Source organism: Micromonospora sp. URMC 103, assembly GCF_051386435.1.
Taxonomy (GTDB): domain Bacteria; phylum Actinomycetota; class Actinomycetes; order Mycobacteriales; family Micromonosporaceae; genus Micromonospora.
In genome coordinates, this window is record NZ_JBPQTR010000006.1 from 926498 (window position 1) to 938820 (window position 12323).

The 12323-nt window shown below is 72.5% G+C and carries 10 protein-coding genes; 4 read left to right on the top strand and 6 right to left on the bottom strand.

Annotated features, from left to right (window positions below):
• Positions 1-46 precede the first annotated feature (46 nt).
• On the top strand, positions 47-2443 hold the full coding sequence (locus ACSNOA_RS30655; protein WP_436663242.1) for a hypothetical protein: 2397 nt from the start codon (positions 47-49) through the stop codon (positions 2441-2443).
• A 60-nt stretch (positions 2444-2503) separates the two neighbouring features.
• On the opposite strand, the gene ACSNOA_RS30660 is transcribed toward ACSNOA_RS30655, so the two are convergent.
• From ACSNOA_RS30660 to ACSNOA_RS30670, 3 genes are all read right to left on the bottom strand, one after another.
• On the bottom strand, positions 2504-4171 hold the full coding sequence (locus ACSNOA_RS30660) for a fumarate hydratase (RefSeq protein WP_436663243.1): 1668 nt from the start codon (positions 4169-4171) through the stop codon (positions 2504-2506).
• Positions 4172-4251: 80 nt separating this feature from the next.
• Complete coding sequence (locus ACSNOA_RS30665) at positions 4252-5700, bottom strand: outer membrane protein assembly factor BamB family protein (RefSeq protein WP_436663244.1); 1449 nt, start codon at positions 5698-5700, stop codon at positions 4252-4254.
• Between the two features lie 94 nt (positions 5701-5794).
• Positions 5795-6283 (bottom strand): Lrp/AsnC family transcriptional regulator, encoded by a 489-nt coding sequence (locus ACSNOA_RS30670; RefSeq protein ID WP_436663245.1) that lies wholly within the window; start codon positions 6281-6283, stop codon positions 5795-5797.
• Positions 6284-6423: 140 nt separating this feature from the next.
• Here ACSNOA_RS30670 and hppD point away from each other — a divergent pair, with 140 nt between their 5' ends.
• From hppD to hisC, 3 genes are all read left to right on the top strand, one after another.
• Positions 6424-7629: a 4-hydroxyphenylpyruvate dioxygenase gene (gene hppD, locus ACSNOA_RS30675; RefSeq protein WP_436663246.1), complete on the top strand. Its 1206-nt coding sequence runs from the start codon at positions 6424-6426 to the stop codon at positions 7627-7629.
• Positions 7630-7840: 211 nt separating this feature from the next.
• On the top strand, positions 7841-8815 hold the full coding sequence (locus tag ACSNOA_RS30680; protein WP_436663247.1) for an RDD family protein: 975 nt from the start codon (positions 7841-7843) through the stop codon (positions 8813-8815).
• Positions 8812-9915: a histidinol-phosphate transaminase gene (hisC, locus tag ACSNOA_RS30685; protein WP_436663248.1), complete on the top strand. Its 1104-nt coding sequence runs from the start codon at positions 8812-8814 to the stop codon at positions 9913-9915. Before ACSNOA_RS30680 ends, hisC begins: the two co-directional genes overlap by 4 nt.
• 58 nt (positions 9916-9973) lie before the next feature.
• Here hisC and ACSNOA_RS30690 read toward each other — a convergent pair whose 3' ends face one another.
• The 3 genes from ACSNOA_RS30690 to ACSNOA_RS30700 are packed head-to-tail and all read right to left on the bottom strand — an operon-like array spanning position 9974 to position 12186.
• Entirely contained in the window at positions 9974-11044 is a 1071-nt protein-coding gene (locus ACSNOA_RS30690; RefSeq protein ID WP_436663249.1) for a hypothetical protein, read from the bottom strand.
• 34 nt (positions 11045-11078) lie between these two features.
• Positions 11079-11621, bottom strand: a complete 543-nt coding sequence (locus tag ACSNOA_RS30695; RefSeq protein ID WP_436663250.1) for a hypothetical protein — start codon at positions 11619-11621, stop codon at positions 11079-11081.
• Positions 11622-11679: 58 nt separating this feature from the next.
• Positions 11680-12186: a hypothetical protein gene (locus tag ACSNOA_RS30700; RefSeq protein ID WP_436663427.1), complete on the bottom strand. Its 507-nt coding sequence runs from the start codon at positions 12184-12186 to the stop codon at positions 11680-11682.
• Between the last annotated feature and the right edge of the window lie 137 nt (positions 12187-12323).

Consider the following 12323-nt stretch of genomic DNA (forward strand, 5'->3'; position numbering starts at 1 on the left):
TCCCCTCGGAGGATCTACCTTGCACCAACACGGGGACTCCCCCGGCGTGCCCACAGCACGCCGTCTGCGTATCCGGCGTCGGCTCTGCACCGCCGGTCTCGCCACCCTGCTCGCCGCCACCGCAGCGGTGACCGTCGCGCCCCAGCCCGCCGCCGCCGGCCCGCTCCGGTGGGTCCTGCCATCGAGCGTGAGCTACACGGACGACCGACAGCCCGATACCGCCTTCCCCACCACCGGCGGAGACGTACCGGTGGGCACCTGGGAGTCGGACGGAGCGAAGCACACCTCGCGGGCCTACTTCACCTTCGACCTCACCCCCTACCGCGGTAAGCAGATCCTCCGCGCCGAGCTCCAGACCGGGGAGTCGTCAGTCGGCGACTGCACCAAGCCCCGTGAACTGGAACTGTGGCGGACCGACACGCCGGCCGACGCGCCCACGTGGAACAGCGCACCCACCGCGCGCGAGAAGGTCGGCGACATCGGGGCGACGGCACCCTGCCCGGCCAGCTACCTGGAGCTACTGATCACGCAGGCCGTGCAGCAGGCGGTCACGGATGGGCGGGGCTCGCTCACCCTGATGGCGAGGATCACGGGCGACCACGAGGCGAGCAAGCACCACGGCCGGCGGATGAAGAAGCCGGGCGTCTCGCTCGAGGCGAACGCCGCTCCCGACGTCCCGGTCACGCTCACCGTGGCCGGCCGCGCCTGCGTCGACGGGCGGCGGATCGGCACGACCGCTCCGGTCCTCGCCACCGAGGTGACCGACCCGGACAAGGTCGACTCGTACGCCGGTGACCTGGTGAAGGCGACCTTCGCCTGGTGGCCCGTGGACCGGCCGACCGAACGCACCGAGTGGACGTCCTACTCGGAGCAGTACGCGCCGGCGCGCTTCCAGTACACGGTGCCCGATGGCGCGATGGTCACCGGTCAGACGTACGCCTTCGCGGTGCGCGCCGCCGACCGGTGGGCCACCTCCGACTGGTCCGCCGAGTGCCGGTTCACGGTGGACACGGTCAGCCCGCCGGCGCCCACGGTCTCCTCCGCCGTCTATCCGGCCGGTTGGAGCTCTCCCGGCCACGGCGGCCCGGGCATGGCCGGCGAGTTCACCTTCACCAGCGTCGCCGACGACCTGGCTGGCTACCGGTACGGCCCGACCGGCGCCACCCAGTACGTGGACGCGGACGCGTCCGGTTCGGCGACTATCAACTACACACCCGAGCGTTACGGCCTCAACAGGCTCTATGTGCAGGCGGTCGACCGAACGGGAAACCAGTCGGCGGCGACCATCTACGAGTTCAACGTCCGCAACACTGCGCCCACCGTGGTCGACGGTGACCCCGACGCGGCGCCGGGCCAGCCGCGCGGCTTCACCTTCACCCCGAACATGGCCGACGTAGTGGAGTACGTCTACCGACTCGACGCCGGCACGGAGAAGACCGTGGCGGCTGCGGCCGACGGCACCGCCACGGCGACCGTGACCCCCGTGGCCGGGCGCAACACACTGCACGTCCGCAGCCGTACGCGGGACGGGGTGTTGTCGGGGGACGCCAACTACGGGTTCCACGTGAGCGGCGCACCGGCCGTCAGCTCTGAGCAGTGGCCGCTCGACGGGAGCGCGGGCGCGCCCGCCGGCACGGCGGGCACCTTCGTGCTGAGGCCGAGGATGCCGGACGCCGTCGAGTACGTCTACGTCTTCGACTACGGCGAGCCGCAGACGGTGCCCGCTGGCCCGGAGGGAGTCGCGACGATCCCGTTCACACCCCGCGACGCCGGACGCCACACGCTCGACGTGTTCAGCCGGAGCAGCGACGGGACCGAGTCGGAGACGGCGTACCTGTCGTTCGAGGTGGCCTCCGTCGCCCCGACCGTGTACTCCGAGGTGTATCGGCAGAACCTGACCGGTGGTGGGCCGGGGGTGCAGGGAAGCTTCACCTTCACGCCGCACCCGGGCACCGCCGCCGTCACGTCGTACGTCTACGAGTTCCGGGGCGAGCCCGAGCGGACCGTGACGGCGGGGGCGGACGGCATCGCGACGATCGAGTGGACCCCACGGGAGTTCGACAGCGAGTGGGGCGGCTGGAACGAGCTTCGGGTGCGGGCGCGGACGGCCACCGGGCAGACCACGGACGCCCAGTACTACGCGTTCCAGGTCGACCCGAAGGATCCGCTGGTCACCTCGGAGGTCTTCGGCTGGCAGGGTGGGGCGGTCGTCGGTCAGACGGGTGAGTTCCTGTTCACCGCGCAACTGGCCGGCAGCACCGAGTTCGTCTATTCCGTCGACGGGGGCGCGGATCGTACGGTTCCGGCCGGCGCGGACGGTACCGCCCGGGTGAGCTGGACCGCGGACGCGCCGTACAGCCACAGCATCACCGTGAAGAGCCGCACCGCGACGGGCACGGTCTCCGGGGCCGCCTACTACAACATCTGGATCGACCCGAGCTGACCGAGGACGCAGGAGGGGCGCCGGGCTCGTGCCCGGCGCCCCTTTCGCGTACGTGGTGGGTCAGCGGCGGCCGATGGTGAGCACCGGCTTCGTGACCTCGGCGAAGAAGTCGTTGCCCTTGTCGTCGACCACGGTGAAGGCGGGGAAATCCTCCACCTCGATCTTCCAGACCGCCTCCATGCCGAGTTCCGGGTATTCGAGGACCTCGACGTGCTTGATGCAGTCCTGGGCGAGCCGGGCGGCCGGGCCGCCGATCGAGCCGAGGTAGAAGCCGCCGTACTGCTGGCAGGCGCGCGTGACCTGGGCGGAGCGGTTCCCCTTGGCGAGCATCACGTACGAGCCGCCGGCGGCCTGGAACTTCTCGACGTACGCGTCCATCCGCCCCGCGGTGGTGGGGCCGAAGGAGCCGGAGGCGTAGCCCTCGGGGGTCTTGGCCGGGCCCGCGTAGTAGACGGCGTGGTCGCGCAGGTACTGCGGCATCGGCTCGCCGGCGTCGAGCCGCTCGGCGATCTTCGCGTGGGCGATGTCGCGGGCCACCACGAGCGGGCCGCTCAGCGACAGCCGGGTCTTCACCGGGTACTTGGCGAGTTCGGCGCGGATCTCGTCCATCGGCCGGTTCAGGTCGACGCGCACGACCTCGGAGCTGTCGAGGTGCGCCTCGGTGACGTCCGGCAGGTAGCGGGCGGGGTCGGTTTCGAGTCGTTCCAGCCACACGCCCGACGGGGTGATCTTCGCGATTGCCTGCCGGTCGGCGGAGCAGGAGACGGCGATCGCCACCGGGCAGGAGGCGCCGTGGCGGGGCAGCCGGACCACGCGGACGTCGTGGCAGAAGTAGCGGCCGCCGAACTGCGCCCCGATGCCGAAGTTGCGGGTCAGCTCCAGCACCTCGGCCTCCAGCTCCAGGTCGCGGAAGCCGTGCGCGCTCATGGAGCCGGAGGTGGGCAGCGCGTCGAGGTACTTGGCGCTGGCGTACTTGGCGGTCTTCAGGGCGTACTCGGCCGACGTGCCGCCGATGACGATGGCCAGGTGGTACGGGGGGCAGGCCGAGGTGCCGATGAGCCGCAGCTTCTCCTCGAGGAACTGCATCATCCGTGTGGGGTTCAGCAGCGCCTTGGTCTCCTGGTAGAGGAACGACTTGTTGGCCGAACCCCCGCCCTTGGCCATGAAGAGGAACTTGTACGCGTCCGGATGGCCGTCCGGGTCCTCCGCGTAGATCTCCACCTGCGCGGGCAGGTTGCTGCCCGTGTTGCGCTCCTCCCACATGGTCAGCGGGGCGAGTTGAGAGTAGCGCAGGTTCAGCCGGGTGTACGCCTGCCACACGCCGCGGGAGACGGCCTCCGCGTCGGCGCCGTCGGTGAGGACGTGCCGGCCGCGTTTGCCCATCACGATCGCGGTGCCGGTGTCCTGGCACATGGGCAGCACGCCGCCGGCGGCGATGTTGGCGTTGCGCAGCAGGTCCAGTGCGACGAAGCGGTCGTTGGGCGAGGCCGCCGGATCGTCGATGATGGAGCGGAGCTGGGCCAGGTGGGCGGGGCGCAGGAAGTGGGCGATGTCGTGCATCGCCTCGGCGGTCAGCGCGGTGATCGCGGCCGGCTCCACGGTGAGGAAGCGGCGGCCACCGGGGCCGTGCACGACGTCGACGCCCTCGTCGGTGACCAGGCGGTACTCCGTCTGGTCGGGGCCGGTCGGCAGCAGGGGGGCGTACGAGAAGGCGGCGGCACTGCTCATGAGCGGAAAGCCTAGGGCAGACCGGTCGATCATTCCCACCCGCCGGGTGCCCCCTGGGACGCCGCTCTCACCGGGCCTGGTCAGCCGTCCTTGCCGGCCGGCTCCGGGCACAGCTCGCGCTTGGGTCCGCACGGGTCGCCGGCACCGGGGGTGGACGGCGTGCCGCCGGGGCCCGGGCCGGGGACGCCGCCATCCCCGGGCCGGCCGGTGGGAGCGACCGCCGCGCCACCGAAGCGGACGTACGCAATCTCGCGCCCCTCGCCGATGATCATCCCGTTCGGGCCGACGGCGAGCGCGTTCGCCGACGTCCGCAGCAGCGCGAGTTCCCGGCCGGTGCGTGGGTCGAGGGCGGCCAGTCGGGACGGCTTCTCGTCGGCGACCACGGCCGCGTACGGGGTGAGGACGGCGCCCGCCTTCGCTCCGGCCGGGCGGGTCCACAGCGCCCGCTCGGCGGTCAGCGCCCGGGCGACGATGGACCGCTGGTCGGCCGATCGGGCCAGCGCGTACCGGTCGTCGACGGCCACGAGCTTCTCGCGGTCCGCGCCGACCCACAGCAGCCGCCCGTCGTACCCGTCGAGCACCGCTTCCCGCCCGTCCGGCGCCACCCCGACGAGCACGTTGCGCGCGCCCTGCGGGTCCTCGCGCTGCACGCAGCCGGCGCTGTCGGCGGTGCGCAGGTTGATCCCGGTCCGTTGCCAGACCTGCTGCCCGGTGGCCGGGTCGACACCCGTGATGGCGAAGTAGCAACTGCCGTCCTCGGACCGGGCGGCGATGCGCAGCAGGCGCCCGCCGACCACGGAGAGGCGTTCGTCGCGGCCGGGTTCGACGTTCTGCAACACCGACCCGGTGGCGGTGTCCACGACGTGCACCCGGCCGTCGACGGGGAAGCCGAGCAGGGGCGGCGCGGGCTCCGGGCCGGCGACGCCCTCGTCCAGCCTCGGTGCGGTGAGGCGCCGGGTGCCGCGCAGCCCGGGGTTGTCGGCGAACAGGCCGCTGCCCACCCCGGGCAGGAAGGCCGTCCACAGTGGCGCCGTGCCGCGCGGGTCCCAGGCGCTCAGGGTGCAGTCGGTGGGCTCGGTGCAGCGCGCGTCGAGCAGCAGGTTGCGGTACGTCCAGACGGCCACCGCGTCGTCGTCGCGTCGCCGGGTCGCGCCGGTGGTGGGGTCGAGCACCTCGTACCCCTTCACCAGCAGCTTGCCCACGACGACCACCGCGTCCCGGTCGCCGCCCGCGACGGCCGCCCAGTCGGCCTTGCGCTCCCAGAGCTGGCTGCCGGTGGCCAGGGCGCGCGCCTCCACCCGGGTGCGCTGCTCGACGACGATTGCGTCGCCCGCGAAGGTCACGGTCTTCGGCGTGCCGCCGATCCGCTGCTGCCAGACCACGTCGGGCTCGGCGATGGGCTCGCTCCGGTCGACCCAGTCCCACACCGCGGGGAACGGGTTCCACACGCCGGTGGCGGCGAGGACGACGACCGCGACGAGCGCGAGCAGCAGCACGTTGCGTACGCCGTGCCCGCCTTCCTTCGCCACACGCACACGGTAGCCACGATCACCGATCGTCCGTACGCCCGCGTCGCCGTGTCGCCGCGCTTTCTGCGACGGAAGGTGTTAACGGGCGACGTGCTCAGCCGCGGACGGCGGAGCGGACCAGGGGAAGCGTGCGGAAGGGGATCTGCTCGGCGAGCGCGATGATCGTGGACGCGCGCCGGATCCCCTCGGACGAGACGATCTGGTCGATCACCCGCTGGAGGTCGGTGTTGGACCGGGCGACGATCCGGCAGAGCAGGTCGCTGGAGCCGGTGATGGTGTGCGCCTCGAGCACCTCGGGGATGCCGGCCAGGTGCGCGGTGACCTGGTCGTGCCCGTGCCGCTGGCTGATCTCGAGGGTGACGAAGCTGGTCACCCCGAACCCGATGGCGGCCGGCGAGATCTCCGGCCCGAAGCCGACGATCACGCCCCGGTCGAGCAGCTTGTCGAGCCGGGCCTGGACGGTGCCCCGGGCCACCCCGAGGCGGCGCGAGCACTCCAGCACGCCGATCCGGGGCTCCTCGGCGAGGAGTTCGACCAACCGCGCGTCCAGCTCGTCGAGCTGTGCATCCTGACCAGTGTTCATAGAGTTTCACCCTACTGAATGCACAACCTGACCAGCATTTCGGCCAACTATTGCCCAACCGGCGGCGGCTCCGCGATCCTCGCCACATCAGCACACGAACGGCGGCCCACGAGGCCGGCCGGTACGCAAGGGAGGCCACCATGACCCAGGCGATCGACCGACCCGAGTCGACCGAGGAGGTCGACGTCGACCGGCTCGTCGGTGCCGTCGACCACGACATCGCCCACGACCCGTTCCCGGTCAAGGGCCTCGACCACGTGCACTTCCTGGTCGGCAACGCGAAGCAGGCCGCGCACTACTACTCCACCGCCTTCGGCATGACCTGCGTGGCCTACCGCGGGCCGGAGCAGGGCTACCGCGACCACGCCCAGTACGTGCTGACCAGCGGCTCCGCCCGGTTCGTGCTGACCGGCGTGGTCCGCCCGGACGCAGAGGGCGCCGAGCACGTCGCCCGGCACAGCGACGGGGTGAGCGACATCGCCCTGGAGGTGCCCGACGTCGACGCCGCGTACGCCCACGCCACCGCGCAGGGCGCGACCGGTCTGGTCGACCCGCACGACGTGAGCGACGAGCACGGCACCGTCCGGATGGCCGCCATCGCCGCGTACGGCGACACCCGCCACACCCTGGTCGACCGGTCCCGCTACACCGGCCCGTTCCTGCCCGGCTTCGTCGCCCGCGGGCCGATCGTGGACCGGCAGCCGATGATCGACGCCGGCATCCAGCCGAAGCGGTTCTTCCAGGCCGTCGACCACGTGGTCGGCAACGTCGAGCTGGGCCGCATGGACGAGTGGGTGGAGTTCTACAAGCGGGTCATGGGCTTCACCAACATGGCCGAGTTCATCGGCGACGACATCGCCACCGACTACTCGGCTCTCATGAGCAAGGTGGTCGCCAACGGCACGCGCAAGGTGAAGTTCCCGCTCAACGAGCCGGCGATCGCGCGTAAGAAGTCGCAGATCGACGAGTACCTGGAGTTCTACCAGGGCGCGGGCGCCCAGCACATCGCCGTGGCCACCAACGACATCCTGGCCAGCGTCGACGCCATGCGCGCCGCGGGCGTCGAGTTCCTCGACACGCCGGACTCGTACTACGACGACCCGGAGCTGCGGGCGCGCATCGGTGACGTGCGGGCGCCGATCGAGGAGCTGAAGGCCCGCAAGATCCTGGTCGACCGGGACGAGGACGGCTACCTGCTCCAGATCTTCACGAAGCCCGTCCAGGACCGGCCGACCGTCTTCTTCGAGCTGATCGAGCGGCACGGGTCGCTCGGCTTCGGCAAGGGCAACTTCAAGGCCCTCTTCGAGGCGATCGAGCGCGAGCAGGAGAAGCGCGGCAACCTGTAACACTTGCGGATGTGACGCAACCCCCGTCGTACCCGACGCCGCCGGCGGGTGGGCTCCGGCCCACCGCCGGCGGTTTCGCACCCCCGGCACCGCCCCGGGTCCCCGTGCCCGGGTCCGGCCACCGGGCCGGGTTCCCGCGGCGCCGGCACGAGCCCGGGCGGCAGCGCCGCCGGGAGCGGTTGTCCGGAACGGTCGTCGTTAAGGTGTCTGCGTGAGCGTGCAACCCGGCTGGTACGTCGATCCCGCCGATCCCGAGACCCGGCGATACTGGGACGGCGAGGGCTGGATCGGCGCGCCCATCCCCGTCGACGCCACCCCGCCCGAGGGTCCCCCGCCCGTCGAGCCGCCGCCGGCCGCCCCGGCGCCGCAGCCGGTCACGCCCGGCGCGGTCCCGACCGTCCCCGGATCGACGCCGCCGGCCGCCGGCCCCGCACAGGGTCCGCCGCCGCCGGCCGCCGGCCCGGCGTGGGGCCCGCCGCCGGGCGCCGCCGGGCCCGCACCGGGCTGGCCACCCCGACCGGGGTACGGCCAGCCGGGCGGCGCGCCACCCGGCTGGGCCCCACCCGGCTGGGCCGGCCGGATGCCCGAGCCGCGCCCGCACGGCCTGCCGCTCGCCGGCTACGGTGCCCGGCTGGTCGCCCGTCTCATCGACCTCGCCGTCCTCCTGGCGCTCAACGTCGTCGTGAACGGCTGGTTCGTCTGGCGCTTCTACCAGGAGTACGCCCCGTACGTGCGGGAGGTGACGCGGCGCTTCGAGGCCGGCAACACGTCCCGGGAGGGCCTGCCGGCGATCGGCGAGCAGGCGGGAAGCCTCCAACTGGCGATCCTGGCGATCATCGTCGCGCTGTGGCTGGCGTACGAGGTGCCGGCCGTGGCGTCCACCGGGCAGACGCTCGGTAAGCGGATCATGCGCATCAAGGTGGTGTCGCTCCCGACCGACGAGCCGATCGGCTTCGGCCGGTCGCTGCGCCGGTGGAACACCTACGGCGGGCTGCCCACCCTGCTCTGGTGCTGCTTCGGCCTCGGCCTCCTCTTCCAGCTCCTCGACGCGCTCTCCCCCCTGTTCGACCACCCGATGCGGCAGGCGCTGCACGACAAGCGGGCCCGGACCGCGGTCGTGCAACTTCCTCCCCCCGGCTCCCCCACACCGAACGACAGCGCCAACCCCCCGGGAGACACCCCATGACCGACACCGGACGTTCCCAACCAGCGGTACGGCTGACCCGCGCCGATCTGGACGCCCTGCCCACCTACGTGCCCGGCCGCAGTCCGGCCGACCTGGCCCGCGAGCTGGGGCTGCCCGAGGCCATCAAGCTGGCCAGCAACGAGGTTCCGTACGGCCCGCTGCCCGGCGTCGTCGAGGCGGTCGCCGAGGCCGCGGCCGGTGCGCACCGCTACCCGGACATGGGCGTGGTCGCGCTCCGCGACGCGCTCGCCGAGCGGTACGGGGTGGATCCCGGCCGCATCGCCACCGGCTGCGGGTCCGTGGCGCTCGCCGAGCACCTGGTCCGAGCCACCTGCCTGCCCGGAGACGAGTTGCTCTACTCGTGGCGGTCGTTCGAGGCGTACCCGATCATCGCGGCCACCAGCGGCGCGACCAGCGTGCGGGTGCCCAACGACCCCGGCCACGGGCACGACCTCGCGGCCATGTCGGCGGCGGTGACCGACCGGACCCGCATGGTGCTGGTCTGCAACCCGAACAACCCCACGGGCACGTCCGTCCGCAAGGCCGAGCTGGACCGCTTCCTCGACTCCGTGCCGGACGACGTGCTCGTGGTGATCGACGAGGCGTACCGGGAGTTCGTCACCGACCCGGAGGTGCCCGACGGGCTGACCTACCTGGACCGGCCGAACGTGGCGGTGCTGCGGACCCTGTCGAAGGCGTGGGGTCTCGCCGGCCTGCGGGTCGGTTTCCTCGTCGCGCAGCCCGAGGTGGCCGCCGCCGTCCGCAAGGTGGTCACCCCGTTCTCCACGAGCCTGGTGGCCCAGGCCGCCGCGCTGGCCGCGCTCGCGCAGGCCGACGAGGTGGAGCGCCGGTGCGCCCTGGTCGTCGCCGAGCGGGACCGGGTCACCGAGGCCCTGCGCAAGCTCGTGCCGGAGGTGCCCACCAGCCAGGCGAACTTCGTCTGGCTGCCGCTGGGCGACCGGGCCGTGCACTTCGGCAAGGCGTGCGAGGCGCGCGGGGTCATCGTCCGGCCGTTCCCCGGCGACGGGGTGCGCGTCACCATCGGCACCCCCGCGGAGAACGACGCCTTCCTGGCCGCCGCCGAGGCGGCGCTGGCCTGACGGGCCCACCCGTCCGGTCCGGTCCGCCTTCCCCTGTGCGCGGACCGGACCGGACGGGTCAGGCAGCCGTAGCGGGCTGCCGGATCCGGGCGCGCCGCCGGTACGCGTAGACCGCGAAGAGCGCGAGCACCAGCGCCGAGGTGACGAGCCCTCCGGTGACCACCTCGTCGGAGCGGTCCTCAGCACTCGCCGCCGCGGGCGCCGCGCCGAAGGTGACGGTGCCGGTCGCGGCGCGTTTCGTCCAGCCACTGGCCAGCGCGAGCTTCGCGGCCCAGGGTCCGTCGGGCAGCCGCCGGTCGAGCGGCACCCGGACGGTCGTGCTGCCGTGCAGCGGGAGCGTCTTCGCCTCGGCGCGGACCGGTCCGGCGGAGAGGCCGCCCGGCCCGTCGCTGAGCCACAGCTCGCCGGCCAGGTCGAGCGCCCGCTGGCCGGTGTTGCGCACCTCGGCGCTCACGAAGGGCGTCCCGTCGGCGTCCCGGCCGCCCGTCAGCGGGCCGATCTCGAAGCCGGACGGCGGCTCCCCGCCGGGGCCGACCGAGAGATAGACACGGATGCCGGCCCGCCCGATGTTGCGGACGTTCTGGCCGTCCACCCCGGACACCTCGGCCCAGACGACCGCGTACCGCTCGCCGGCCTCCGCCTTGCGCGGCACCTCGACGGTCACGAGGGCCTCGACCTCCTCGTCCGGCGCCAGCGCCTCCTCGCCCGGCTCGACCCTGATCCAGCTGCTCAACTCGTTCTCGGCCCGGTCTGGGGCGAGCCGGAAGCCGTCGGCCGTGACGTCGGCGGCCGCGGCGTAGAGGGTCACCCGGCGGTGGATCTCCGAGGTGTTCTTCACCATGACCCGGCGCTCGAACGTCGTGCCGGGCTTCACGTGGTCGACGATGTACTTGTGCGCCCGGGTGTCGTCGCGGCGGTTCAGAGGCGCGTCGAGCAGCCGGATGCCGACCCCGGTGTCCGGAGCGTCGGGGGTCGCGCTGGGCGACGGCCGGCTCCGGTCTCCACGCCCGGTCTCGGTCATCGCCGGCACGTCGGCCTCGGGCACGGTGGGCTCGGCGAGCGCCGGCGGCCGGGGGGCCGCGGCGGAGGCGGGTACGGCGGCCGACGCCGACGCCCCGGCCGCGACCACGAGGGTCAGGGCCAGGGCGAGGCGACGGGCCGGGTCATGCCACCGAATGGGTGATCACCCCTGTGTAGGTGCCACCCACAGCGGTCGCCGGGACGGTGACCCGGATGTCGGGAGCCCAGCTCGCGGTGTTGTTGCCGCTTCCCGACATCTTGGAGAAGGCGGTCCGGGGCAGGTTCAGCGTGACCGCCTCGGCCTGGGTGGGCTGCCCCGGCACGAAGGTGCCGGTGCCCGAGGTGGAGGTGGCGTTGCCGGACCAGTACTCCACCAGGTTGGGCGGGATGGTCTCCTCGGCGGTGCCGGCTCCGGTGGTGAAGCCGCTGCTGCTCACCGTCGCGGTCCACGTGGCGGACAGCGCCGCCCTCTGGTCGGTGACGGTCACGGTGCCGAGTTCACCGGTGATGGTGGAGCCGGCGAAGACGGACCCGAGGTTGATCCCCGGCGGAACGGTGATGTTCAGGTCGGCGGTGGCGACCGTGAAGGTCACGATGGTGTCGCCCGTCGGCGCGGCCGCGGCGGGCGTCGCGAGGGCCACCACGGCGGCCGCGGCGGCGGTCAGGGAAAGAAGTGGCTTCTTCATGGGTGCGACGCTATGGCTCGGAATGGCACGAGCAGGCATGATTCGGACAAATCATCCGTTAGGCGACGGAGTGTGTGATCGTGCCGCGATAGGTGCCAGCCACGATGCCGGTGGGGATTGCGATCCGGATGGTCGGCATCCAGAAGACCATGTTGTTGCCGTTGCCGGCGGTCTTGCGGAAGGCCTGCCGGGTCACGTCGAGCGTGACGGCCTGCGCAGCGGTGGGCTGGCCCGGCACCAGGACGCCCCCGCCGGTGCTGCGCGTCACCGGGCCCGACCAGTAGGAGATTCGACTGTTGGGAATGGTGCGTTGCGCGCCGCCCGCCCCGGTGACGAAGGCCGTCGCGCTGACCGTCGCCACCCAGGTGTTCGGGTTCACGGGCCCCCGCGAGTCGCGGACCTCCACCGGGCCGAGCTGGCCGGTCAGCGTGCCTCCCGCGAAGCCACTGCCGAGGTTCACCGAGGGCGACACGATGATGTCCACACCCACCGTCTTGGCCAACCGCACCGTCCGAAGGCTCGGCGCGGCATCGGCCGGGGCGGGGGTGACCAGAATGATGATCACGCCCAACAGGGCTGCCAGGAGTCGCACAGTGGGACTATAAGTAACTTATGTCCGTTTTGTCGAACACCTGCGACGGTGGGCGCGTCGCCGTTCTCCGCAGGCGCCCGACTCTGACCTCCTTGATCGACACCATTCCG